Raw genomic sequence first — 24,006 nt, forward strand, 5'->3', positions numbered from 1 at the left:
TCAAGCGCCGGACGGGCTGGTTGGTGCGGTTGGTGCGGGTGTCCTCAAGCGCCGGACGGGCTGGTTGGTGCGTTCCTGCGGTGTCCTCAAGCGCTGCACGGGCTGGTTCGTGCGGACCGGCTGGATTTTCGCCGGGCCGGGCACACAACGAGCCCGTCCGGCGATTGAGGACACAGGGGCCGGGCGGAGCCCCGGTCAGCGGGCGAGGCGGCGGGGCCGCAGGCGCGCAGTCGTGCGTGACCAGCGGCGCCCGCAGGCCCGGGCCAGGCGCGTGGCCGAGCGTGGAGCCAGCAGGGCGCGCAGCCGCGTCCCCCGTCCCGCCGAGGCCCGCAGGCCGGTGCGAACGGCCTCGGCGTCGGCCGCCGGGCCGTCGGCCGGCCTCGGTGAGGGGGCGTACAGCACCTGTTCCACCGCCCTGGCCAGCCGGCCCGCGGCCTCCGCGGCCGGACCCTGCAGCCCGGCGGCCCGCACGATGCGGTCGGCCGCCGCCCTGGGCGTCAGGGACTCGTCGGGCGGGATGCCGTAGTCCCAGGCGGAGTCGGTCATCTCCCGCCAGGCGGCCAGCGTGGCCGCCCCCGGCTCCCCGGCGCGGAGCCGACGGCGCCGTACCCGCGTCCGCCACAGCAGCGGCAGCACGGGCAGCGCCAGCACGACCAGCGCCACCGCCGCACCCGCGAGCGCGGGCCAGGACGGCCCGCTGCCTGCCCCGTCGGCCCGCGCCTGCCGTACCTCGCCGGGGCAGCCGCCGTCCTTCTTCAGCTGTGGGGGACAACCCCCCTCCGCCGCGGGCGCCGGCGCCGGAGCGGCGGAGCGGCTGGGCAGCGGTTCCGGAGCGGTGGGCCCGGGCGTGGCGGGGGACGGGGCGACCGTGTACTCCGGCGGGGTGCCCCGGCTCGGCGTGGGCTCGAACCGGGTCCACCCCGCACCCTCGAAGTACAGCTCGGGCCAGGCGTGCGCGTCCTTGGAGCCGACCGACACCGAACCGTCGGTCTGCGGGGTGCCCGGCGTGAAGCCGACCGCCACCCGCGCGGGGATGCCCAGCGTCCGGGCCATGGCCGCCATGGAGAAGGAGAAGTGGACGCAGAAGCCCTTTTTATCCGTCAGGAAGCGCGCTATGGCGTTGTTCCCACTGCCCGACCGCACCTCGGTGTCATAGCGGAAACCCCCGTTGACGGAGAACCAGTCCTGGAGCCGGACCGCCTGCTCGTACGCGTTCGCCGCGCCTGCGGTCACCTTCCTGGCCGTGGACGCCACCACCTCCGGCAGCGTCTGCGGCACCTTCGTGTACTCGCGCAGCAGCTGCTGCGGGGGTGCGGGCGCCGCGGCGAGCTGCGCGGCCGTCGGCTCCACCAGGAGGCTGGAGACCTGGTAACGGACGCCCCGGGTGGTCTGGCCGTGGTCGCCGACCAGCGTCCGGCCCTCCGGCTCGTACCGCCACTGGCCTGCGATGGCCACCCGCTCCGCGGGGTAGGGCAGGGGCAGGTAGTTCTGCCCGTAGCTCCCGGAGGCCGAGACCGAGGTGGTCACCGGGGAGGTACGCATCGCGGGCGCCAGCCCGGCCGGCGCGGGCAACGGGTCGGGCACATCGGTGATGCGCCGCTCGGAAGCGCGCCATGACGCACCGTCGAAGTGGTCGAGGGCGACGATGCGCAAGTACAGGTCCTCGGCGGAGCCCGTGGAGGTGCTGTACCGCATCACCTCGCGGTTCTCCGGTTGGTTGAGGCTGTTCTGCAGCGAGACCAGAGGGTTGACAGCCGAGATCGTGCCGCCGTCGCCTCCGGGGCCCGCGCCCCTGCCGTGCGGCTGCAGCAGCCCGCCGTCGATGGACGGCAGCACGGCCGGCACCGCCAGGGCGAGCCCCAGCGCGAGCGCACCGATCCGCCGCCCGGTCCGCACCGGGGCCACGGCGCGCCCGGAGCCCGCCGCCGCGAACCCGGCCGAGCCCGCGCCCGTACGCCCCGGGCCGCCGAAGGCCCGGCCCCACCGCGAGAGCCGGTCCCGGCTCTCGGCCAGAAGCAGCAGCAGATAGCCGGCCGCCGCCGCGAGGAACCACAGCCGGTCCGAGCCGCCGCCCCTGGCCAGCCCGGCCCCGACCGAATACAGCGCGAGCAGCGGCAGCCCCGCCGGCGCGGCGCTGCGGTACGTCACCGCCACCGCGTCCACCACCAGGCCGATCACCAGCACCCCGCCGACCAGCAGCAGCCGCAGGGCCAGGGTCGCCGGCGCCGGAATGGCATAGCGCCCCACGTCGTCCGCGCCCTCCTGCAGCAGCTGGGCGAACTCACCGAAGACGCCGGGGCCCGGCAGCACCCCGCCCACGGCCTGGGACCTGGCGAAGACCACGGTGAGCAGCAGCAGCCCGGCCAGCGCCTGCACGGCGACCGTCAGCCATCTGGCCAGCGGCACCTGCCGGGCCACCGCCCCGACCGCGCTCTGGACGGCCAGCAGCACCGCGGCCTGCACCAGCCACGTGTCCCCGTCGACCAGGGGCAGCATCGCGCAGGCCGCCGCGAGCGTCGCCGCCACCGCGCACACCGCCAGGCGTGCCGCGCCGCTCATGACCGGCTCCCCGCCACGCCGCCGTCCGGGGCCCCGTCCCGTGCCGCGTCCGCCCGGCCGCCCGGTGAGCCCGCCAGCCGCCACAGGTCGGGCAGTGCCGTGCCCGGGGTGACCGCCAGTGCCGTCCACCCCGCCTCGCGCAGCGTGCGCAGCGCCCCGGCGCTCCGGCCGTCCGTGCCCTGCCCGGGGCCGCCCGGCCAGGAGGCGGCGTCCAGGACGAAGGCGACCGCTGTGCCGCCGCGCTGCCGCATCCGCGCGGCCACCAGCGCCTGCTGTTCGTCCAGCTCACCGAAGAAGGCGACCAGCAGTCCCGGCGTGCTCCCGCGCAGCGCGTCGTGGGCGGGGGCGAGCGCGGTCCCCTCGGAGTGATCCACCATGGCGAGGGCGTCCAGCATCAGCCCGGCCGTGTCCGCGGAGTCGTGGGCCGGGCCGGCCACGCCGCAGGGGCTTTCCCGCCCCGGCACCGAGCTGCCCGTGTCGGTCAGCAGCCGCACCGTGAAGCCCCGCTCCAGCAGATGCACCGCCGCGGACGCCGCCCCCGACACCGCCCACTCGAAGGACGAGTGCGGCCCGGCCCCCGCGTAGGCGACGCCGCGGGTGTCCAGCAGCACCGTGCAGTGCGCCCGCCGCGGCTGCTCCTCGCGGCGCACCATCAGCTCGCCGTAGCGGGCGGTGGAGCGCCAGTGCACCCGGCGCAGATCGTCGCCGTGCCGGTAGCCGCGCGGAATGATGTCGTCCTCGCCGGCCAGGGCGAGCGCGTGGTACCGCCCGTCGCCGTAGCCGGTCCGCTCACCGCCCAGCCGCACCGGGGGCAGCGGGTCGACGCGCGGCACGACGGTCAGCGTGTCGTGGGCGCCGAAGCCCCGCGTCAGCTCGCACATCCCGAACGGGTCCGTCAGCCGCAGCTCCAGCGGGCCCAGCGGATAGCGGCCGCGCAGGTCGGAGCGGACCCGGTAGGACACCTCACGCCGCCCGCCCGGCTCCATGCGGTCCACGACGAAGCGGGGGCGCGGCCCCAGTACGTACGGCACCCGGTCCTGCAGCATCAGCAGGCCGGTGGGCAGGCGCGAGACGTTGTCGACGCGCAGGCTCACGCGGGCCTCCGCCGAGGCGGACACCCGCGCCGGTGCCAGCCGTCTGCTGCCCGCCACCCGGTGGCGGGTGCGGTGCAGCACGATCACACACACCAGGGGCAGCACGGCCAGCAACAGCCCGACCCGCAGCAGATCCTCCTGGCCCAGGACGTACGCACACCCGGCCGCGGCCACCCCGGCCGCCAGGAACGAGCGGCCCCGGGTCGTCAGCCCGCCGAGCGCCGCCCACAGGCTGCCCCCGGCCACGCCCGCCGCCGTGCCCCGCGGGACGCCTGCGGGACCGGGCCGCCGCATCACAGCCGCCGGGCGCCCGGCGGCTGCTGGCCGAACGGGTCGGGCACCGGGGTGCGCTGCAGGATGTCGAGGACGACCTGCTCGGCCGTGCGCCGGCTCAGGTGCGCCTGGGCGGTCGGCAGCAGCCGGTGCGCGAGGACCGGCACCGCCAGCGCCTGCACGTCGTCGGGCAGGGCGAAATCCCGCCCCGCCAGGGCCGCCGCGGCCTTCGCCGCCCGCAGCAGGTGGAGCGTCGCGCGCGGCGACGCCCCCAGTCTGATCTCGGGGTGGTGCCGGGTCGCACCGACCAGGTCGACCGCGTAGCGCCGCACCGAGTCGGCGACGTGCACCGTGCGGACCGCATCGACCAGTTTGACGATGTCGTGCGCGTGCGCCACGGGCTGCAGGTCCTCCAGCGGGGAGAGGCCCCCGTGTACGTCCAGCATCCGCAGCTCGGCCTCCGGGCTGGGGTAGCCGATCGACACGCGCGCCATGAAGCGGTCGCGCTGCGCCTCGGGCAGCGGATAGGTGCCCTCCATCTCGACCGGGTTCTGCGTGGCCACCACCATGAACGGGCTCGGCAGCTCGTAGGTGTGCCCGTCGATGGTGACCTGGCGCTCCTCCATCGACTCCAGCAGCGCCGACTGGGTCTTGGGCGAGGCACGGTTGATCTCGTCCCCGATCACGATCTGCGCGAAGATCGCCCCCGGCTTGAACTCGAAGTCGCGGCGCTGCTGGTCGTAGACGCTCACGCCGGTGATGTCGGACGGCAGCAGGTCCGGCGTGAACTGGATGCGCCGCACCGAGCAGTCGATGGAGCGCGCCAGCGCCTTGGCGAGCATCGTCTTGCCCACCCCGGGCACGTCCTCGATGAGCAGATGCCCCTCGGCGAGCAGCACGGTCAGCGAGAGCCGTACGACCTCCGGCTTGCCCTCGATCACACCCTCGACCGACCTGCGGACACGCTCCGCCGTCGTGGTCAGATCACTCAGGCTCGCTCGTTCGTCATAGGTCGTCACCCGGCCCTCCTCGGCCCGTCCAGGGCCGTGGCCCGATGGTACGGACCGGCCCGCCTCGCAGCGGGACACCGCGCCCGCGCCTTCGCGGAGGCGGCGCCCCTACGCATTCTTGCCGCCCGCGCGGCATCCCGTCACCGCCTGTGGACAACTGGCCGCATCGCGGTCAGGGCCGCGGGTCGATCTCCCGCAGCAGGCCCGTCGACACGTCGAAGACAAAGCCGCGCACGTCGTCGCGGTGGGGCAGGAACGGGGAGGTGCGCACCCGCTGCATGGACTGGCGCACGTCCTGGTCGAGGTCCTTGAACGCCTCCACGGCCCACGCGGGCCGCTGCCCGACCTCGGCCTCGATCTCGTGCCGGAAGTCCTCGGTGAGGTTCAGCAGGCCGCAGCCGGTGTGGTGGATCAGCACGACCGAGCGGGTGCCCAGGGCCCGCTGGCTGATGGTGAGGGAGCGGATGATGTCGTCGGTGACCACGCCGCCCGCGTTGCGGATGGTGTGGCAGTCGCCGAGCTCCAGGCCCAGCGCGGCGTGCAGGTCGATACGGGCGTCCATGCACGCCACGACCGCGACTTTCAGGACAGGACGGGCGTCCATGCCCGGGTCGGTGAACGCGGCGGCGTACTCCGCGTTGGCTTCCACCAGACGGTCGGTGACCGTGCGGGGGGCCCCGGAGACACGGCCGGGGCCGGAGCTGGGCTTATGTGGCTGAGACGCGGATATCGGCATAGGGATGAAGGTAGTCGGCGCCCGGCCGCGACGCACGCGCGGAGTGACGCGCTGGCCAGTTGGTTGACCGAGGGGACGAGTGGACTAAAGTGGCGCGAAGTGGGAGGCGTGACGCTCCCCTTGGATCCGAAGAATCACCACGTGCGCGCGGGTCGCGTACGTACCCCTCGGCCTCCTCCCGCTCCCGGTCGCCCTGACGGCACTTCCCCGGCGTCAGAACGACCGTTTCCCCTTCGAGCGGGCGGGGACCCGGCGGTACGTGCCGCCCGCGCATCCCCGTACCTCTCAGAAGGGCGCATGAGCAGCAACGTGCGACACGTCCCCGTCATGCTCCAGCGCTGCCTGGACATGCTCGCCCCCGCTCTCGCCGAACCCGGCGCGGTCGTCGTCGACTGCACGCTCGGCGCCGGCGGCCACAGCGAGGCGCTGCTCACCCGCTTCCCCGAGGCCCGGCTCGTCGCCCTCGACCGCGACCCGACCGCCCTCGAGCTCGCCGGCCGGCGGCTCGCCCCCTTCGGTGACCGCGCCACGCTGGTGCGCGCCGTCTACCACGAGCTGCCCGAGGTGCTGGAGCGGCTGGGCATCCCGCGTGTCCAGGGCGTGCTGTTCGACCTGGGTGTCTCCTCCATGCAGCTCGACGAGGCCGACCGCGGCTTCGCCTACGCGCAGGACGCGCCGCTGGACATGCGCATGGACCAGACGACCGGTATCAGTGCCGCCGAGGTCCTCAACACCTACCCGCCGGGCGAGCTCGTGCGCATCCTGCGCGCGTACGGCGAGGAGAAGCAGGCCAAGCGGATCGTTTCCGCCGTCGTCCGCGAGCGCGAGAAGGAGCCCTTCTCCAACAGCGCCCGGCTGGTCGAGCTCATCCGCGACGCCCTGCCGCAGGCCGCCAAGCGCACCGGCGGCAACCCCGCCAAGCGCACCTTCCAGGCGCTGCGCATCGAGGTCAACGCAGAGCTGGCCAGCGTGGAGGCGGCCATCCCCGCCGCCGTCGCCGCGCTCGCGGTCGGCGGCCGCATCGCCGTGCTGTCCTACCAGTCGCTGGAGGACCGGATCGTCAAGGGCGTCCTCGCGGCGGGCGCCGCCAATACCGCGCCCCCCGGGCTGCCGGTCGTGCCCGAGCGCTACCAGCCCCGGCTGAAGCTGCTCACGCGCGGCGCCGAGCTGCCCACCGAGGACGAGATCGCCGAGAACCGGCGGGCCGCCCCTGCGCGGCTGCGCGGCGCCGAGCGCATCCGCGAGGACATCCCGTGACCCCGGCCGCCCGCCGGGGCGCCCGCCTGGGCCGGCTGCTGCCGGCCGGAGCCGTCTCGGCCAGGCGGACCCCCTTCGTCCTGCTCGTCGTGGTGCTGCTCGGCTCCGGGCTGATCTCGCTGCTGCTGCTGAATTCCTCCCTCAACCAGGGTTCGTTCGACCTCAGCCGCCTCCAGCGCAAGACCACCGAGCTCACCGACGAGCAGCAGGCCCTCCAGCAGGAGGTCGACCAGCTCGCCGCCCCGGACGCGCTGGAGCGCCGCGCCCGCGAGCTCGGCATGGTCCCCGGCGGCAGTCCCGCCTTCCTCAACTCCGACGGCACCGTCAGCGGCTCCCCGGCCCCGGCCGGTTCCAACGGTCCGGCCGCCCCCGCGTCCTACGTCGCCCCCGCGCCCCCGCCGCAGGCCCCCGTGGCCCCCGCGGCGCCCGGCGCCGCGCTGCTCCCGGGCGTCCTGCCGCCGCCGCTGCAGCCCCCGGCCGTGCAGCCGCCCGGCGGCAGGCTCCCCGCCGACGCCCCCGCGCCGGCGCTCCCCGAACCGGCACTCCCGCTGCCCACCGCGGCGGGGAACCTCCAACAGGTCAGGTAGGTGAGGTCGTGACGGCGCCCAGGCAGCCCCGCCGCCCGGTTCCCGGGCCCGCGCGCCCCGCCGCGCGACCGGCACGCCCCCGCCAGGGGTCCCAGGCCCTGCGGCTGGGCAGCCCCCGGCCCCGGCTGCGCATGATCGGGGTCGGGCTCACGCTCGTACTCCTGGTCTTCACCGTGCGGCTGCTGCAGGTGCAGGCCGTCGACGCGAGCGCCTACGCCGCCAGGGCCAACGTCAACCGCTACATCCCCGTCATGCTGGCCGCCGAGCGCGGCGCCATCACCGACCGCGGCGGCGTGGACCTGGCCACCACCGTCGACGCCTACGACATCACCGCCGCCCCCGACCTGCTCACCCCCGAACGGATCAAGGCCGAGGGCGCCGCCCGTCTGGCCGCCGGGCTGCTCGCACCGGTCCTGGGCGAGGAGCCCGGGGCGCTGGAGGAGAAGCTCACCGCCAACCCCAGGTCGAAGTACGTCGTGCTCGCCCGGCGGCAGACCCCCCAGGTCTGGAAGAAGATCACGGAGCTGAAGAAGGCGCAGGCCGACAAGGCCGCCCGCGGCAAGGGCGTGAACGTCCTCGCGGGCGTCAACCGCGAGTCCCACAGCAAGCGCGTGTACCCCAACGGCGATCTCGCCGCCGGGATGCTGGGCTTCGTCAACGGCGACGGCCAGGGCGCCGGCGGTCTGGAGGCCCAGTTCGACGAGACCCTCGCCGGCAAGAACGGACGGCGCGTCTACGCTCAGTCCGGCGGCCGCCAGGTGCCCACCGGGGACGTCAAGGAGCAGGCCGCCGTGCCCGGTTCCGACGTCGAGCTGACCATCGACCGCGACATCCAGTGGGCGGCCCAGAGCGCCATCGCCCGGCAGGTGAAGGACTCCCGGGCCGACCGCGGCTACGTCGTCGTCCAGGACACCCGCTCCGGCGAGATCCTGGCCATGGCCAACGCCCCCGGCTACAACCCCAACGAGCTGGAGCGCGCCGACCGCGCCGCCCTGGGCAACGCCGCGCTGCAGGACGCCTACGAACCGGGCAGCGTCAGCAAGGTCATGACCATGGCCGCCGTCCTGGAGGAGGGCGTCGCCACGCCCGCCACGCACGTCGAGGTGCCCAACCGGCTGCCGCGCGCCGACCGGTTCTTCGCCGACGACGTCGACCACCCCACCTGGCACCTCACCCTCAACGGAGTGCTCGCCAAGTCCAGCAACATCGGCACCATCCTCGCCAGCGAACAGCTCGGCAAGAGCCGCGAGGAGGCCAACCAGGTCCTCTACACCTATCTGCGCAAGTTCGGCATCGGCCGCCCCACCGGACTCGGCTTTCCCGGTGAGACCTCCGGCATCCTCGCCAAGCCGAAGGACTGGAAGTCCTCCCGGCCCTTCACCATCCCCTTCGGCCAGGGCCTGTCCCTCAACGCCGTGCAGGCGGCGTCCGTCTACTCCACCATCGCGGCCGGCGGCGAGCGCGTACAGCCGTCCCTGGTCCGCGGCGCCAAGGGGCCCGACGGCCGGTACACGCCCGCCCCCACCCCGCCGCGCACCCGCGTGATCAGCGAGAAGACGGCCAGGGAGCTCGCCACGATGCTGGAGTCGGTGGTCGACGACGAGGAGGGCACCGGAAACAAGGCGAAGATCCCCGGCTACCGCGTGGCGGGCAAGACCGGCACGTCCAACCGGGTGGACCCGAAGACCGGCCGCTACCACGGCTACACCGCCTCCTTCGCCGGCTTCGCCCCCGCAGACCAGCCCCGCCTCACCGTGTACTGCGCCATCCAGAACCCCACCAGGGGCAGTTACTTCGGCGGGCAGATCTGCGGCCCGGTCTTCAAGCAGGTCATGGAGTTCGCGCTGAAGAGCCTGCAGGTGCCGCCGTCGGGCTCGCAGCCGCCCCGGCTGCCGGTGAGCTACGACGGGCAGTGAGCCGGGCCGGCCGTGACGACGATCACTCCAGATCCGGGGAACCGCGGCCCGGTGCGCCCCTCGCTTCGCGACGAGGCGGGTGCGCCCGGTACGCTCACCGCCGTGCCCCACGCTGATCAGTCCCACACCACGCACCAGGACGCCCCCGCCATGTTCCCGGGAGCGCCCCGCCCCACCCAGGTCCGCCCCGTGCCCCTCGCGGAGCTGGCCGGTCAGCTGGGCATCGCCGTCCCCCGGGGCGCGGAGGCCGTCGAGGTCACCGGCATCACCCACGACTCGCGGGCCGTCCGCCCGGGCGACGTCTACGCCGCCCTGCCCGGCGCCCGCTTCCACGGCGCGGACTTCGCCTCCCAGGCCGCCGGCCTCGGCGCCGCCGCCGTGCTGACCGACCCGGAGGGCGCCGAGCGCGCCGCCGCCACCGGCCTGCCGGTGCTCGCCGTGGACGGCCCGCGCGCCCGGATGGGCGCCCTCGCCGCCACGATCTACGGCCGGCCCGGCGGCGAGCTGCTGCAGATCGGCATCACCGGCACCTCCGGCAAGACCACCACCGCCTACCTCATCGAGGGCGGCCTGCGGGCCCTGGGCGGCCCGACGGGCCTGATCGGCACGGTGGAGTCCCGCATCGGCGACGAGCGCGTGAAGTCGGAGCGCACCACCCCCGAGGCCACGGACCTGCAGGCGCTCTTCGCCGTCATGCGCGAACGCGGCGTCCGCTCGGTGGCCATGGAGGTCTCCAGCCACGCCCTGCGGCTCGGCCGCGTCGACGGCTGCGTCTTCGACGTCGCCGTCTTCAACAACCTCAGCCCGGAACACATGGAGTTCCACACCGGCATGGAGGACTACTTCGCCGCCAAGGCGGACCTGTTCACCAAGGGGCGCAGCCGCGTCGGCGTCGTGAACCTCGACGACGAGTACGGGCGCCGGCTTGCCCGGGGCGAGTCGGAGGTCCCCGTCATCACCTTCTCCGCCGAGGGCCGCGCCGACGCCGACTGGCGTGCCGTGGACGTGGAGATCGGCCCGTTCGACTCCGCCTTCACCGTGCTGGGCCCCGAGGGCCGGTCCGTGACGGCCAGGGCGCCGCTCGCCGGCCCGTTCAACGTCGCCAACGCGCTCGCCGCCATCGTCGCGCTCGCCGCCGCCGGCGCCGACCCGCAGACCGCCGCCGACGGCGTCGCGGCCGTCCCCGGGGTCCCCGGCCGGCTGGAGCGCGTCGACGCGGGCCAGCCCTACCTGGCCGTCGTCGACTACGCGCACAAGACGGACGCCGTCGAATCGGTTCTCCGCGCCCTGCGCAAGGTCGGCACGGGCCGCATCCACGCCGTGCTCGGCTGCGGCGGCGACCGCGACAGGACCAAGCGCGCCCCCATGGGCGCCGCACTGGCCCGCGGCGCCGACACGGCCGTACTGACGTCCGACAACCCCCGCTCCGAGGATCCCCTCGCGATCCTCGCCACCATGCTCGCGGGCGCCGCCGAGGTGCCCGCCGCCGAGCGCGGCACCGTCCTCCTGCTGGAGGACCGCGCCGCGGCCATCGCCGCCGCCGTCGCCCGCGCAGAACCCGGCGACACCGTCCTGGTCCTGGGCAAGGGCCACGAACAGGGCCAGGACATCGCCGGAGTGGTACGCCCCTTCGACGACCGCCGCGTGCTGCACGAGGCAATCGTGGCCGAACGGCTGCGTTCGTCGACCAAGCACCGGAACGACCAGGGATGACAGACCGCCATGCGCGTACAACCCTCCCCCCGGCAGCTCTCCCGAACGGCTGGAGGTGACGACCGGTGATCGCACTGACCCTCGCCGAGATCGCCGCCATCACCGGCGGGCAGCAGCACGACATACCGGACCCGCAGGCCACCGCCGGCGGTCCGGTCGTCATCGACTCCCGTGAGGTGAAGCCGGGCAGCCTCTTCGCCGCCTTCGCCGGTGAGCACGTCGACGGCCACGACTATGCGCAGCGCGCCGTCGAGGCGGGCGCGGCAGCCGTGCTGGCCGCCCGCCCCGTGGGCGTCCCGGCGATCGTGGTCGACGACGTCGAGCGGGCGCTCGGCGCCCTGGCCCGGGCCGTCGTGGAGCGGCTCGGCACCACCGTCGTCGCCCTCACCGGTTCGGCCGGCAAGACCAGCACCAAGGACCTGATCGCCCAGCTCCTGCAGCGGCTCGCGCCCACGGTGTGGACCCCCGGCTCGCTCAACAACGAGATCGGCCTGCCGCTGACCGCGCTGCGCGCCGACGCCGGCACCGCCAACCTCGTCCTGGAGATGGGCGCCCGCGGCCTCGGCCACATCCGCTACCTCACCGAGCTCACCCCGCCGCGCATCGGCGTCGTCCTCAACGTCGGCACCGCGCACATCGGCGAGTTCGGCGGCCGCGAGCAGATCGCCCGGGCCAAGGGCGAGCTGGTCGAGGCGCTGCCGGCCGCCGCCGAGGGCGGCGTCGCCGTGCTCAACGCCGACGACCCCCTGGTGCGGGCCATGAGCACGCGCACCAAGGCCCGTACGGTCCTGTTCGGCGAGGCCGCCGACGCGCAGATCCGCGCGGAGAACGTCCGCCTCACCGCGACCGGGCAGCCCTCCTTCACGCTTCACACACCCACCGGGTGCGCCGACGTGACCATGCGGCTGTACGGTGAGCACCACGTGTCGAACGCGCTCGCCGCCGCCGCCGTCGCCCATGAGCTGGGCATGCCCGCCCCCCGGATCGCCGACGCGCTCTCCGGTGCGGGCCAGCTCTCCCGCTGGCGGATGGAGGTCACCGAGCGTGCGGACGGCGTGACGATCGTCAACGACGCCTACAACGCGAACCCCGAGTCCATGCGAGCCGCGCTGCGCGCGCTGGCCGCGATGGGCGAAGCCGCACGGGCTAGGGGTGGACGTACGTGGGCAGTACTCGGTCAGATGGCCGAGCTCGGCGGGGAGTCACTCGCCGAGCACGACGCTGTCGGGCGGCTCGCCGTCCGGCTCAACGTCAGCAAGCTCGTGGCAGTCGGGGGCAGGGAAGCAGCCTGGCTGCGGATGGGCGCCTATAACGAGGGTTCGTGGGGTGAGGAGTCGGTGCACGTGTCCGACGCGCAGGCGGCGGTCGACCTGTTGCGCAGCGAGCTGCGCACGGGAGACGTCGTACTGGTGAAGGCGTCCAGGTCGGTGGGGCTGGAGCGGGTGGCCGAGCAGCTGCTCGCCGTCGACGGTGAGGTCGCCGGCTGATGAACCAGATCCTCTTCGCGGGTGTCATCGGTCTGTTCCTGACCCTCATCGGCACCCCGCTGCTGATCAAGTTCCTGGCCCGCAAGGGCTACGGCCAGTTCATCCGCGACGACGGCCCCCGCGGCCACGCCGGGAAGAAGGGCACGCCCACCATGGGCGGCATCGCCTTCATCCTGGCCACGCTCATCGCGTACGCCGTGACGAAGGTGATCACCAGCAGGGAGCCGACGACCTCGGGTCTGCTGGTGCTGTTCCTGACGGCGGGCATGGGCCTGGTCGGCTTCCTCGACGACTACATCAAGATCGTCAAGCAGCGGAGCCTGGGCCTGCGGGCCAAGGCGAAGATGGCCGGCCAGCTGATCGTCGGCATCGCCTTCGCCGTCCTCGCGCTGCAGTTCGCCGACACCCGCGGTCAGACCCCGGCCTCCACGCGGCTGTCCTTCACCCAGGACTTCGGCTGGTCCGTCGGCCCGGTGATCTTCGTGATCTGGGCGCTGTTCATGATCCTCGCGATGTCGAACGGCGTGAACCTCACCGACGGCCTCGACGGCCTCGCCACCGGCGCGTCCGTGATGGTCTTCGGCGCGTACGTCTTCATCGGCACCTGGCAGCACGGCCAGTCCTGCGCCAACCCGCTGACCGCCGGCGCCGCCTGCTACGAGGTACGCGACCCCCTCGACCTCGCGGTCGTCGCATCGGCCCTGATGGGCTCCTGCTTCGGCTTCCTGTGGTGGAACACCTCGCCCGCCAAGATCTTCATGGGCGACACCGGCTCGCTCGCCCTCGGCGGCGCGCTGGCGGGCCTGGCGATCTGCTCCCGCACCGAGCTGCTGATCGCCCTCCTCGGCGGTCTGTTCGTCCTGATCACCATGTCCGTGGTGATCCAGGTCGGCTCCTTCCGGATGACCGGTAAGCGCGTCTTCCGGATGGCCCCGCTCCAGCACCACTTCGAACTCAAGGGGTGGAGCGAGGTCCTTGTGGTGGTCCGGTTCTGGATCATCCAGGGCCTGTGCGTGGCCGTGGGCCTGGGAATCTTCTACGCCGGATGGTTGGCCATCAAGTGAGCCGCATGAGCTTCAACGGCAAGCACATCACCGTCGCCGGCCTCGGCGTGAGCGGCGTCAGCGCCGCCCGCGCCCTGGCCGGCCTCGGCGCGCGGGTGACCGTCGTCGACGGCGGCGAGGGCCAGGCGCTGCGCGAGCGCGCCGCCTCGCTGGAGGCCGCGGGCATCGCCGTCCGCCTCGGCGACGCGGACACCCTGCCCGAGGGCACCGGCCTCGTCGTCACCTCGCCCGGCTGGAAGCCGGAGAGCCCGCTCTTCGCGGCCGCCGCCGAGGCGGGCGTGGCGGTCGTCGGCGACGTCGAGATCGCCTGGCAGCTGCGCGAGGAGAAGCACCCCGGGAAAGCGGCGCCGTGGCTCGCGGTCACCGGCACCAACGGCAAGACCACCACCGTCCAGATGCTCGCCTCCATCCTGGAGGCCGCCGGGCTGCGGACGGCCGCGGTGGGCAACATCGGCACCCCGATCATCGACGTGGTGCTCGGCGAGCAGCAGTACGACGTGCTCGCCGTCGAGCTCTCCAGCTACCAGCTGCACTGGGCGCCCTCGCTGCGCCCCCACTCCGCGGCCGTGCTCAACCTCGCGCCCGACCACCTCGACTGGCACGGCTCCATGGCGGCCTACGCCGCCGACAAGGGCCGGATCTACGAGGGCAACCAGGTCGCCTGCGTCTACAACGTCGAGGACCCGGCCACCGAGCGCCTGGTCATGGCCGCCGACGTCGAGGAGGGCTGCCGCGCCATCGGCTTCACCCTCGGCGCCCCCGGCCCCTCCATGCTCGGCGTCGTCGAGGGCCTGCTCGTGGACCGGGCGTTCGTGCCCGACCGGCACACATCCGCCCAGGAGCTCGCCGAGGTCTCCGACATCAAGCCCGCGGCCCCGCACAACATCGCCAACGCCCTCGCCGCCGCCGCCCTCGCCCGGGCCTTCGGCGTGGAGGCCGCGGCCGTACGGGAGGGGCTGCGCGCCTTCCGGCCCGACGCCCACCGCATCGCCCACGTCGCCGACGTCGACGGCGTCGCCTACGTGGACGACTCCAAGGCCACCAACACCCACGCCGCCCAGGCGTCCCTGGCGGCGTACGAGTCCATCGTGTGGATCGCGGGCGGTCTCGCCAAGGGCGCCACGTTCGACGAGCTGGTCGCCGCCTCGGCAAAGCGGCTGCGCGGCGCCGTCCTCATCGGGGCCGACCGGGCGCTGATCAGGGAAGCGCTGGCGCGACACGCCCCGGATGTCCCGGTGGTGGACCTCGAGCGGACCGACACTGGGGCGATGGCCGCGGCGGTGCGCGAGGCGGCCCGGATCGCCGGTCCGGGAGACACCGTTCTCATGGCCCCGGCGTGCGCGTCGATGGACATGTTCACCAACTACAACAAGCGCGGCGAGGCCTTCGCCGAGGCGGTACGGGCCCTGGCCGCCGGACGCGGCACGGACGAGTAGCCGCCGGTCCCCACGGCGCGGGCCGGTGGCGCGGACACCAGCGGAGGGGACACCCGGATGCACGCCGACGACACCGCTGCGAGCGGCGCGTGGACGGCCCTGCGCGGCCCCGCCGCGCGCACCCGCCCCGCCCGGGCGCCCCGCCCGGCCGTCCGGGGGACCACCGGCGGCCCGCGGCGCCCGCGCGGCGGCCCCGGTGGCCTGCGGGGTCTGCACGCCCGTGCCAGGCGCGCCTGGGACCGCCCGCTGACCGCGTACTACCTGGTGCTCGGCGGCTCCCTGCTGATCACCGTCCTCGGCCTGGTGATGGTCTACTCCGCCTCCCAGATCAAGGCGCTGCAGAACGGCCTGGCGCCCAGCTACTTCTTCCGCAAGCAGCTGCTGGCCGCCGCCATCGGCACCGTGCTGCTGCTCGCGGCTGCCCGAACGCCCGTCAGGCTGCTGCGCGCCCTGGCCTATCCACTGCTCGCGGTCTCGGTCGTCCTGCTCTGCATGGTCCAGGTGCCCGGGATCGGCGAGACCATCAACGGCAACACCAACTGGATCTCCCTCGGCGGCCCCTTCCAGCTGCAGCCCAGCGAGTTCGGCAAGCTCGCGCTCGTCCTGTGGGGCGCCGACCTGCTGGCCCGCAAGCAGTCGAAGAAACTGCTCACGCAGTGGAAGCACCTGCTGGTGCCGCTGGTGCCGGTGACCTTCCTGCTGCTCGGCCTGATCATGCTGGGCGGCGACATGGGCACCACCGTCGTCCTCACCGTCGTACTGCTCGGCCTGCTGTGGGTGGCGGGCGCCCCCACCAGGCTCTTCTCCGGAGTGTTCGGTGTCACGGCCGCGCTGGCCGTCCTCTTCATCAAGACCAGCGCCAACCGCATGTCCCGCCTGGAGTGCATCGGCGCCACCGACCCCGGTGCCAACGACCAGTGCTGGCAGGCCGTGCACGGGATCTATGCGCTGGCCAACGGCGGCTGGTTCGGCGCCGGGCTCGGAGCGAGTGTGGAGAAATGGGGCGAACTCCCCGAGCCCCACACCGACTTCATCTTCGCCATCACCGGCGAGGAACTGGGTCTGGCGGGGACGCTGTCGGTACTCGCCCTGTTCGCGGCTCTAGGCTATGCGGGTATCCGCGTGGCCGGACGCACGGAGGACCCCTTCGTGAGGTACGCCGCGGGAGGTGTGACCACCTGGATCACGGCCCAGGCCGTGGTCAACATCGGTGCGGTGCTCGGCCTGCTGCCGATCGCCGGTGTCCCGCTCCCGCTGTTCTCCTACGGAGGGTCCGCCCTGCTGCCGACCATGTTCGCCATCGGGCTCCTCATCGCCTTCGCGCGCGACGAACCCGGTGCTCGGGCGGCGCTGGCCATGCGGCAGCCTGGGGTGAGATGGAAGACGATGAGACGGCGCGTCAAGAAGCGACCGTCCGGAGAGCGGTGAATTTCGGTGCATGTCGTACTCGCCGGCGGGGGGACCGCCGGCCACATCGAGCCCGCGCTCGCCCTCGCGGACGCCCTGCGCAGGCAGGACCCGACCGTGGGGATCACGGCGCTCGGCACGGAACGGGGTCTGGAGACCCGGCTCGTGCCCGAGCGGGGCTATGAGCTGGGTCTGATCCCGGCCGTACCGCTGCCTCGCAAGCCCACCCCGGAACTGATCACCGTCCCCGGACGGCTGCGCGGCACCATCAAGGCCGCCGAGCAGATCCTCGAGCGCACCCGGGCCGACTGCGTGGTCGGCTTCGGCGGCTACGTGGCGCTGCCCGGCTACCTGGCCGCCAAGCGGCTCGGCGTGCCGATCATCGTCCACGAGGCCAACGCGCGCCCCGGCCTCGCCAACAAGATCGGCTCGCGTTACGCCGCCTCGGTCGCGGTGAGCACCCCGGACAGCAAGCTGCGCAACGCCCGCTACGTGGGCATCCCGCTGCGCCGCACCATCGCCACGCTGGACCGGGCGGCCGTGCGCCCCGAGGCGCGGGCCGCCTTCGGGCTCGACCCCAACCTGCCGACGCTGCTGGTCTCCGGCGGCTCGCAGGGCGCCCGCCGGCTCAACGAGGTCGTCCAGGCCGTCGCGCCCGCGCTGCAGCGCTCCGGCGTCCAGATCCTGCACGCGGTCGGTCCGAAGAACGACCTGCCGCATGTGGACAACATGCCCGGAATGCCGCCGTATATCCCGGTATCGTATGTAGACCGGATGGACCTCGCGTACGCCGCGGCCGACATGATGCTCTGCCGCGCGGGCGCGATGACCGTCGCCGAGCTGTCCGCCGTCGGCCTCCCGGCGGCCTACGTCCCGCTGCCCATCGGCAACGGCGAACAGCGGCTCAATGCCCAGCCGCTGGTCAAGGCGGGCGGTGGCCTGCTGGTCGACGACGCCGAGCTCACTCCCGAGTGGGTGCTCGGCCAGGTGCTCCCGGTGCTGTCCAACCCGCACCGGCTGTACGAGATGTCCCGTTCGGCCGCCGAGTTCGGGCGGCGCGACGCCGACGAGCTGCTCGTCGGCATGGTGTACGAGGCGATTGCCGCACGCAGAGCGGGCTGACGGCCCGTAGGAGCAGGAGGCTGGGGAGCGTGGCCGGACCGACGACCGCCCGGCGCGGTGGCGGGAAGAACGCGAAGTCCAAGGCGGCCGGAGCGGCCAGGTCGCCGAAGCGGTCCCGGGCCGGCCTGCTGCCGCCCCGCCCGCCCCGCCGGGGCGGGCGGCCCGGCAAGGGCGCCCCACGCGGCTCCAGACCCCGCCCCCGGCCGCTGCGGCGGCGCAGACTGATCCTGTGGTCCGTGACCGCCGCGCTCCTCGGCGCGGGCGTCTGGTGGGCCCTGTACGGCTCCGGCTGGCTGCGTGTCACCCGGGTGGATGTCAGCGGCAACACGGTGCTGACGCCCGATGAGGTGCGCGAGGCGGCCGAGGTACCGCTCGGCGCCCCCCTGGCCTCCGTGGACACCGACGCCATCGCGGAGCGGCTGCGCAACCGGCTGCAGCGGATCGAGGCGGTGGACGTCGAACGTTCCTGGCCGCGCGGAATCGGTCTGAAAGTGACCGAACGGCAGCCCAAAGCGCTGCTGGAAAAGGGCGGCAAATTTATCGAAATCGACGGCAACGGCGTGCGGTTCGCCACAGTCGATCAACCCGTTCAGGGGGTGCCCCGGCTCGTCGTGGAGCCCGACGGCTCGCCCAGTCACCGGCGGTTCGGAACCGAACAGCTCGAGCGTGAGGCCGTCCGGGTCGCAGCGGCCCTGCCTGCGCCCGTTCGTGGGGACACCCGTGCGATCCGCGTACGCTCGTACGACTCCATCACCGTCGAACTGACGGGGAATCGGACCATCATCTGGGGCAGTGGTGAGCGGAGCGACGCGAAGGCCCGTACGCTCACCGCGCTGCTCAAAGCGGCGGGGGGCGCGAAGCGCTACAACGTGAGCGCCCCCGCCGCCCCCGCAGTGTCCGGGAGTTGACGTCGCTCACGGCCGGCCAGCACCCTGGTTGGCTACGGCTATGGGTGATCACATAGGGTGAAAAGAAAAACGGGAGGTTCGGCGTGTTCGTTGAAGCCGCGCCGCTTGTCGACTTAGTGTCCTGCTTCAGAGAACCCAGGGAACAGTGACACCGGTAACCCTAAAGTTCAACGTTAGGGTTCGGGTCGGCATTGAGAACCGCCCCCAGGCATACGTAACTCGAGGCGAGAGGCCTTCGACGTGGCAGCACCGCAGAACTACCTCGCAGTCATCAAGGTCGTCGGTATCGGCGGCGGTGGCGTGAACGCCATCAACCGGATGATCGAGGTCGGTCTCAAGGGCGTCGAGTTCATCGCGATCAACACCGATGCGCAGGCCCTGCTGATGAGCGACGCCGACGTCAAGCTCGACGTCGGCCGAGAGCTCACCCGCGGCCTCGGCGCCGGCGCCAACCCCGACGTCGGCCGCAAGGCCGCCGAGGACCACCGTGAGGAGATCGAGGAGGTCCTCAAGGGGGCCGACATGGTCTTCGTCACCGCAGGCGAGGGCGGCGGCACCGGCACCGGTGGCGCGCCCGTCGTGGCCAACATCGCCCGCTCGCTGGGGGCCCTGACGATCGGTGTGGTCACCCGCCCGTTCACCTTCGAGGGCCGCCGCCGCGCGAACCAGGCGGAGGACGGCATCGCGGGTCTGCGCGACGAGGTCGACACCCTCATCGTCATCCCCAACGACCGGCTGCTGTCCATCTCGGACCGCCAGGTGAGCGTGCTCGACGCGTTCAAGTCGGCCGACCAGGTGCTGCTGTCCGGTGTTCAGGGCATCACCGACCTCATCACCACCCCGGGCCTGATCAACCTCGACTTCGCCGACGTCAAGTCCGTGATGTCCGAGGCGGGCTCGGCCCTCATGGGCATCGGCTCGGCGCGCGGCGACGACCGTGCGGTGGCCGCCGCCGAGATGGCGATCTCCTCGCCGCTGCTGGAGGCGTCGATCGACGGCGCCCGTGGCGTCCTGCTCTCCATCTCCGGCGGCTCCGACCTCGGTCTCTTCGAGATCAACGAGGCGGCGCAGCTGGTCAGCGAGGCGGCCCACCCCGAGGCCAACATCATCTTCGGTGCCGTCATCGACGACGCCCTCGGCGACGAGGTCCGGGTCACGGTCATCGCGGCCGGCTTCGACGGCGGCCAGCCGCCGGCCAAGGGCAGCCGTGACAAGGTGCTCGGCGGTTCCTCCTCCTACGGCTCCGGCCGCGAGGAGGGCGGCTCCGCCGCCACGGCCGCCGGCCGGCCCGCCTCGTCCGAGCCGCCGCGGCCGTCCTTCGGCGGCCTCGGCAACGTCACCCCGCGCACCGAGGAGCCGGTGGCGGACCCGTCGCCCGTCGCCGAGGTCCCGCCGCCCCCGGTCACCTCGCCCCAGGTCCCGCCGGCGCGTCCCTACCAGGACTCGACGGCCGAGGAACTGGACGTTCCCGACTTCCTGAAGTGACCCGCAAGGAACCGGTGAGCGGCTCCCAGTGATAGGGCAACAGCACACAGTGCCCCCCGTGGAACATGTGGCACACGCGAGCGGCGCGCACTTCGCCTTCACCGACCGGTGGGGCGGGGTGAGCGCCGCTCCGTATGCGGAGCTCAACCTCGGCGGCGCGGTCGGGGACGACCCGGCGGCCGTACGGGCCAACCGCGAGCGGGCGGCCGGGGCGCTCGGCCTCGACCCGGCCGCGGTCGTCTGGATGAACCAGGTGCACGGCAAGGACGTGGCCGTGGTGGACGAACCGTGGGGAGGGGGGCGAACGGGTGGAATTCCGGCGGTGGACGCCGTGGTGACGACCCGTCGGGGCCTGGCCCTGGCGGTGCTGACCGCGGACTGCACCCCCCTCCTGCTCGCCGACCCGGTCGCCGGGATCGCGGGCGCCGCCCACGCCGGGCGGCCGGGGCTGCTGGCCGGGGTCGTACCGGCGGTCGTCGAGGAGATGGTCCGGCTCGGCGCCGACCCGGCCCGGATCCTCGCCCACATCGGCCCCTCGGTCTGCGGCCTGTGCTACGAGGTGCCGGATGCCATGCGCGCCGAGGTCGCCGGGGCGGTGCCCGAGGCCTGGGCCACCACCCGCCGGGGCACCCCGGCGGTGGACGTCGCGGCCGGGGTCGCGGCGCAGCTGGGCCGAATGGGTGTCACCGTCGACGGCAGGTCCCCCGTTTGCACGCTGGAGTCGGCGGACCACTTCTCCTACCGGCGCGAACGCACCACGGGGCGGCTCGCGAGCTACGTGTGGCTGGACGGCTGAGCTGTGACGGACCGTAGAACCCGATTGGCGGACAACCTCGCCCAGGTGGAGGAACGTATCTCCGCCGCTTGCGCCGCAGCCGGTCGCAAGCGCGAGGAGGTGACGCTCATCGTGGTCACCAAGACCTATCCCGCGAGCGATGTGCGCCTCCTCAGCGAGCTGGGGGTGCGTCATGTGGCCGAGAACCGCGACCAGGACGCCGCCCCCAAGGCGGCCGAGTGCTCGGATCTGCCCCTTACCTGGCACTTCGTCGGTCAGTTGCAGACAAACAAGGTCCGGTCGGTGGTGAATTACGCCGGTCTGGTGCACTCGGTTGACCGCAACAGACTGGTCACCGCGCTGTCGGCGGCGGCCGTCCGGGCCGGGCGGGAACTCGGCTGCCTGATCCAGGTGGCGCTCGACGCGGAGCCCGGCGACGGCACGGCGGCGAGGGGTGGTGTCGCACCCGACGGCGTGCCGGCCCTGGCCGACGCGATCGCGGGGGCGGAAGGGCTGCGACCCGCGGGTCTCATGACGGTCGCTCCGCTCGCCGGGCCTTACGCGGGAAGGCCTCGGGCCGCATTCGACCGGCTGATGGAAATCGCAACGGACCTGCGCGCGGCCCATCCGGCTGCGAACATGGTGTCAGCAGGGATGAGCGCGGACCTCGAGGACGCCGTGGCGGCCGGTGCGACACATGTACGTGTCGGCTCGGCGGTACTCGGAGTCCGACCCCGGCTCGGGTAACGTCGCCAAGAAGTCGGACCACAGCAGAAAATATGGTCATTCCCGTCAAAAGGCGGGCGGACCACGTGGATCCGGGCGCCGTTGACGGAGCCGATCCACCACAGAGCGGAGGACGCAGAGAATGGCCGGCGCGATGCGCAAGATGGCGGTCTACCTCGGCCTCGTGGAGGACGATGGGTATGACGGCCCGGGGTTCGACCCCGACGACGAGTTCGAGCCCGAGCCCGAGCCGGACCGGCGCCGGCAGCACCAGACACATCAAGCACAACAGACGCAATCGGACGAACCGGTTCGAGTCGCCCAGCCGCCCGCGCAGCGCGAACCCGCTCCGCTCGTAGCGGAAACGGGACGACCCGCCCGAATCGCCCCCGTGTCGTCCATCACACCCGAACGCCACTCTCTGGAGAAGAACGCACCGGTGATCATGCCCAAGGTTGTGTCCGAGCGGGAGCCCTACCGCATCACGACATTGCACCCCCGGACCTACAACGAGGCCCGTACCATCGGGGAACACTTCCGCGAAGGTACCCCGGTGATCATGAATCTCACCGAGATGGACGACACCGACGCGAAGCGCCTTGTCGACTTCGCGGCGGGTCTGGTCTTCGGACTCCACGGGAGCATCGAGCGGGTGACGCAGAAGGTGTTCCTGCTGTCTCCTGCTAACGTCGATGTCACGGCGGAGGACAAGGCCCGTATCGCAGAGGGTGGGTTCTTCAACCAGAGCTGAGACGCAACTCCGGGCAATCCGGACAACGGCCAGTCAGGCCGAGTACGAGCAAGGGGAGAGGGAAGCGCGGGATGGGCATCGCACAGCAGGTGATCTACATCGCGCTGTACTGCTTCCTGATCGTGCTGATCTTCCGGCTGGTGATGGACTACGTCTTCCAGTTCGCCCGCTCATGGCAACCCGGTAAGGCGATGGTGGTGGTCCTGGAGGCCACCTACACTGTCACCGATCCGCCACTCAAGCTTCTGCGGCGGGTCATCCCGCCGCTGCGTCTCGGGGGCGTGGCGCTCGACCTGTCCTTCTTCGTACTGATGATCATCGTCTACATCCTGATCACCGTCGTGAGCCGGCTGTGAACGCGGCTGTGAACGATACGGTCTTGCCGATTGCCGACGACTACGTTGAGGTGAAGAAGAGATGCCGCTGAGCCCCGAGGACGTGCGGAACAAGCAGTTCACGACCGTCCGCCTCCGAGAAGGCTATGACGAGGACGAGGTCGATGCCTTCCTCGACGAGGTCGAGGCCGAACTGACCCGCCTGCTCAGGGAGAACGAGGACCTGCGCGCCAAGCTGGCCGCCGCGACGCGCGCCGCCGCGCAGAACCAGCAGCAGGCCATGCGCAAGCCCGAGCCCCAGGAGCAACGACCTGGCGCTCCGGTGCCCGCCGCCATATCCGGCCCGCAGCCGGTGCCGCCGAACCAGCAGCAGATGGGTGGCCCGCCGCAGCTTCCGGGCGGTGCCCCGCAGCTGCCGGCCGGCCCAGGCGGACACGGCCACGGTCCCCAGGGTCCGCACGGTCCCGGCCCGATGGGACAGAACGGTCCGATGGGTGGCCCGATGGGCGGACCCATGGGGCAGAACGGACCTATGGGGCAGAACCCCATGCAGCAGAACGGTCCCATGGGCCAGAACCCCATGCAGCAGAACGGCCCCATGGGTGGCCCGCAGATGCCGCAGCCGGGGCAGGGTCCCGGCGGTGACAGCGCGGCCCGCGTCCTCTCGCTCGCGCAGCAGACGGCCGATCAGGCGATCGCGGAGGCCCGTTCCGAGGCCAACAAGATCGTCGGCGAGGCCCGCAGCCGTGCCGAGGGTCTGGAGCGGGACGCCCGTGCCAAGGCGGACGCCCTGGAGCGGGACGCGCAGGAGAAGCACCGCGTGGCGATGGGCTCCCTGGAGTCCGCTCGCGCCACGCTTGAGCGCAAGGTCGAGGACCTGCGCGGCTTCGAGCGCGAGTACCGCACGCGCCTGAAGTCCTACCTGGAGAGCCAGCTGCGTCAGCTGGAGAACCAGGCGGACGACTCGCTGGCCCCGCCGCGGACGCCCGCGACCGCGTCGCTGCCGCCGGCCCCCTCGATGAGCGGGTCGATGGCCTCGGCCGGTGCCGGCATGGGCGGCCACTCCATGGGCGGTAACTCCATGGGGGGCAACTCCATGGGTGGCAACCAGACCATGGGCGGCCACGGCGGTCCGTCGACGGGTGCCCCGTCGTACGGCGGTCAGCAGCAGATGTCGCCGGCGATGACCCAGCCGATGGCACCGGTGCGGCCGCAGGGCCAGCAGCCGATGCAGGCGCCTTCGCCGATGCGGGGTTTCCTGATCGACGAGGACGACAACTGACGGCCGCGTAGCCGTCGGCATCAATGGGCCGGGCCCCTGGGTGATCCCAGGGGCCCGGCCCATTGGTGTGCCCGCGCCTTCGG

At 73.0% G+C, this 24,006-nt stretch carries 20 protein-coding genes; 16 read left to right on the forward strand and 4 right to left on the reverse strand.

All coding sequences use genetic code 11. From position 1 onward, the window contains the following. Positions 1-195 precede the first annotated feature (195 nt). The 4 genes from AB0F13_RS15880 to AB0F13_RS15895 all read right to left on the reverse strand — a co-directional run bounded on the left by AB0F13_RS15880 (position 196) and on the right by AB0F13_RS15895 (position 5,672). A complete protein-coding gene (locus tag AB0F13_RS15880) occupies positions 196-2,559 on the reverse strand; it encodes a DUF3488 and transglutaminase-like domain-containing protein (RefSeq protein ID WP_362081345.1) in 2,364 nt (787 codons plus the stop codon). Then, the gene (locus AB0F13_RS15885) at positions 2,556-3,899 is read right to left on the reverse strand and encodes a DUF58 domain-containing protein (protein WP_362081348.1); all 1,344 of its coding nucleotides are present in this window, start codon (positions 3,897-3,899) and stop codon (positions 2,556-2,558) included. Before AB0F13_RS15885 ends, AB0F13_RS15880 begins: the two co-directional genes overlap by 4 nt. Positions 3,900-3,946: 47 nt before the next feature. Further along, entirely contained in the window at positions 3,947-4,945 is a 999-nt protein-coding gene (locus AB0F13_RS15890) for a MoxR family ATPase (protein WP_362081351.1), read from the reverse strand. A 163-nt stretch (positions 4,946-5,108) separates the two neighbouring features. Beyond that, positions 5,109-5,672, reverse strand: a complete 564-nt coding sequence (locus AB0F13_RS15895; RefSeq protein ID WP_362081354.1) for a carbonic anhydrase — start codon at positions 5,670-5,672, stop codon at positions 5,109-5,111. A gap of 297 nt (positions 5,673-5,969) precedes the next feature. Between AB0F13_RS15895 and rsmH the strand changes: the two genes are divergently transcribed. The 16 genes from rsmH (at position 5,970) to AB0F13_RS15975 (ending at position 23,923) form a co-directional block, all read left to right on the forward strand. Then, positions 5,970-6,929 carry a 16S rRNA (cytosine(1402)-N(4))-methyltransferase RsmH gene (rsmH, locus tag AB0F13_RS15900; RefSeq protein WP_362081357.1) on the forward strand — a complete coding sequence of 320 codons (960 nt, stop codon included), beginning with the start codon at positions 5,970-5,972 and terminating at the stop codon, positions 6,927-6,929. Then, the gene (locus tag AB0F13_RS15905; RefSeq protein WP_362081360.1) at positions 6,926-7,516 is read left to right on the forward strand and encodes a septum formation initiator family protein; all 591 of its coding nucleotides are present in this window, start codon (positions 6,926-6,928) and stop codon (positions 7,514-7,516) included. The genes rsmH and AB0F13_RS15905 overlap by 4 nt, the downstream gene beginning before the upstream one ends. An 8-nt stretch (positions 7,517-7,524) precedes the next feature. Further along, positions 7,525-9,432 carry a penicillin-binding protein 2 gene (locus AB0F13_RS15910; protein ID WP_362081362.1) on the forward strand — a complete coding sequence of 636 codons (1,908 nt, stop codon included), beginning with the start codon at positions 7,525-7,527 and terminating at the stop codon, positions 9,430-9,432. A 12-nt stretch (positions 9,433-9,444) separates the two neighbouring features. Continuing rightward, positions 9,445-11,145 (forward strand): UDP-N-acetylmuramoyl-L-alanyl-D-glutamate--2,6-diaminopimelate ligase, encoded by a 1,701-nt coding sequence (locus AB0F13_RS15915; RefSeq protein ID WP_362081365.1) that lies wholly within the window; start codon positions 9,445-9,447, stop codon positions 11,143-11,145. A gap of 65 nt (positions 11,146-11,210) precedes the next feature. Then, complete coding sequence (gene murF, locus AB0F13_RS15920; protein WP_362081368.1) at positions 11,211-12,632, forward strand: UDP-N-acetylmuramoyl-tripeptide--D-alanyl-D-alanine ligase; 1,422 nt, start codon at positions 11,211-11,213, stop codon at positions 12,630-12,632. Then, positions 12,632-13,696, forward strand: a complete 1,065-nt coding sequence (gene mraY, locus AB0F13_RS15925) for a phospho-N-acetylmuramoyl-pentapeptide-transferase (RefSeq protein ID WP_362081371.1) — start codon at positions 12,632-12,634, stop codon at positions 13,694-13,696. The genes murF and mraY overlap by 1 nt, the downstream gene beginning before the upstream one ends. 5 nt (positions 13,697-13,701) lie before the next feature. Beyond that, on the forward strand, positions 13,702-15,132 hold the full coding sequence (murD, locus tag AB0F13_RS15930; RefSeq protein ID WP_362081608.1) for a UDP-N-acetylmuramoyl-L-alanine--D-glutamate ligase: 1,431 nt from the start codon (positions 13,702-13,704) through the stop codon (positions 15,130-15,132). A gap of 57 nt (positions 15,133-15,189) precedes the next feature. Continuing rightward, positions 15,190-16,560 (forward strand): putative lipid II flippase FtsW, encoded by a 1,371-nt coding sequence (gene ftsW, locus AB0F13_RS15935; protein ID WP_362081374.1) that lies wholly within the window; start codon positions 15,190-15,192, stop codon positions 16,558-16,560. A gap of 6 nt (positions 16,561-16,566) precedes the next feature. Further along, on the forward strand, positions 16,567-17,661 hold the full coding sequence (murG, locus tag AB0F13_RS15940) for an undecaprenyldiphospho-muramoylpentapeptide beta-N-acetylglucosaminyltransferase (protein ID WP_362081377.1): 1,095 nt from the start codon (positions 16,567-16,569) through the stop codon (positions 17,659-17,661). 236 nt (positions 17,662-17,897) lie between these two features. After that, on the forward strand, positions 17,898-18,569 hold the full coding sequence (locus AB0F13_RS15945; RefSeq protein ID WP_362081380.1) for an FtsQ-type POTRA domain-containing protein: 672 nt from the start codon (positions 17,898-17,900) through the stop codon (positions 18,567-18,569). Between the two features lie 240 nt (positions 18,570-18,809). After that, positions 18,810-20,054, forward strand: coding sequence for a cell division protein FtsZ (gene ftsZ / locus AB0F13_RS15950; RefSeq protein WP_362081383.1), 1,245 nt, complete (start codon positions 18,810-18,812; stop codon positions 20,052-20,054). A 67-nt stretch (positions 20,055-20,121) separates the two neighbouring features. Beyond that, complete coding sequence (pgeF, locus tag AB0F13_RS15955) at positions 20,122-20,850, forward strand: peptidoglycan editing factor PgeF (RefSeq protein WP_362081611.1); 729 nt, start codon at positions 20,122-20,124, stop codon at positions 20,848-20,850. 3 nt (positions 20,851-20,853) lie between these two features. Continuing rightward, positions 20,854-21,576, forward strand: a complete 723-nt coding sequence (locus tag AB0F13_RS15960) for a YggS family pyridoxal phosphate-dependent enzyme (protein ID WP_362081386.1) — start codon at positions 20,854-20,856, stop codon at positions 21,574-21,576. A 121-nt stretch (positions 21,577-21,697) separates the two neighbouring features. Continuing rightward, positions 21,698-22,306, forward strand: a complete 609-nt coding sequence (gene sepF / locus AB0F13_RS15965; protein WP_361889782.1) for a cell division protein SepF — start codon at positions 21,698-21,700, stop codon at positions 22,304-22,306. Positions 22,307-22,377: 71 nt separating this feature from the next. Then, on the forward strand, positions 22,378-22,662 hold the full coding sequence (locus tag AB0F13_RS15970; RefSeq protein WP_099197393.1) for a YggT family protein: 285 nt from the start codon (positions 22,378-22,380) through the stop codon (positions 22,660-22,662). Positions 22,663-22,723: 61 nt separating this feature from the next. Continuing rightward, positions 22,724-23,923: a DivIVA domain-containing protein gene (locus AB0F13_RS15975; RefSeq protein WP_362081391.1), complete on the forward strand. Its 1,200-nt coding sequence runs from the start codon at positions 22,724-22,726 to the stop codon at positions 23,921-23,923. Positions 23,924-24,006: the final 83 nt, after the last annotated feature.

Source organism: Streptomyces sp. NPDC026206, from assembly GCF_040638465.1.
In the GTDB taxonomy this organism is placed as follows: Bacteria; Actinomycetota; Actinomycetes; order Streptomycetales; family Streptomycetaceae; genus Streptomyces.

What these genes read in the sequence shown, in the direction of transcription:
- rsmH (WP_362081357.1), top strand. Translation starts at nt 5,970, where the DNA reads ATGAGCAGCAACGTGCGACACGTCCCCGTCATGCTCCAGCGCTGCCTG.
- AB0F13_RS15975 (WP_362081391.1), top strand. Translation starts at nt 22,724, where the DNA reads ATGCCGCTGAGCCCCGAGGACGTGCGGAACAAGCAGTTCACGACCGTC.
- AB0F13_RS15880 (WP_362081345.1), bottom strand. Translation starts at nt 2,559, where the DNA reads ATGAGCGGCGCGGCACGCCTGGCGGTGTGCGCGGTGGCGGCGACGCTC.
- AB0F13_RS15970 (WP_099197393.1), top strand. Translation starts at nt 22,378, where the DNA reads ATGGGCATCGCACAGCAGGTGATCTACATCGCGCTGTACTGCTTCCTG.
- sepF (WP_361889782.1), top strand. Translation starts at nt 21,698, where the DNA reads ATGGCCGGCGCGATGCGCAAGATGGCGGTCTACCTCGGCCTCGTGGAG.
- AB0F13_RS15895 (WP_362081354.1), bottom strand. Translation starts at nt 5,672, where the DNA reads ATGCCGATATCCGCGTCTCAGCCACATAAGCCCAGCTCCGGCCCCGGC.
- ftsW (WP_362081374.1), top strand. Translation starts at nt 15,190, where the DNA reads ATGCACGCCGACGACACCGCTGCGAGCGGCGCGTGGACGGCCCTGCGC.
- mraY (WP_362081371.1), top strand. Translation starts at nt 12,632, where the DNA reads ATGAACCAGATCCTCTTCGCGGGTGTCATCGGTCTGTTCCTGACCCTC.
- murD (WP_362081608.1), top strand. Translation starts at nt 13,702, where the DNA reads ATGAGCTTCAACGGCAAGCACATCACCGTCGCCGGCCTCGGCGTGAGC.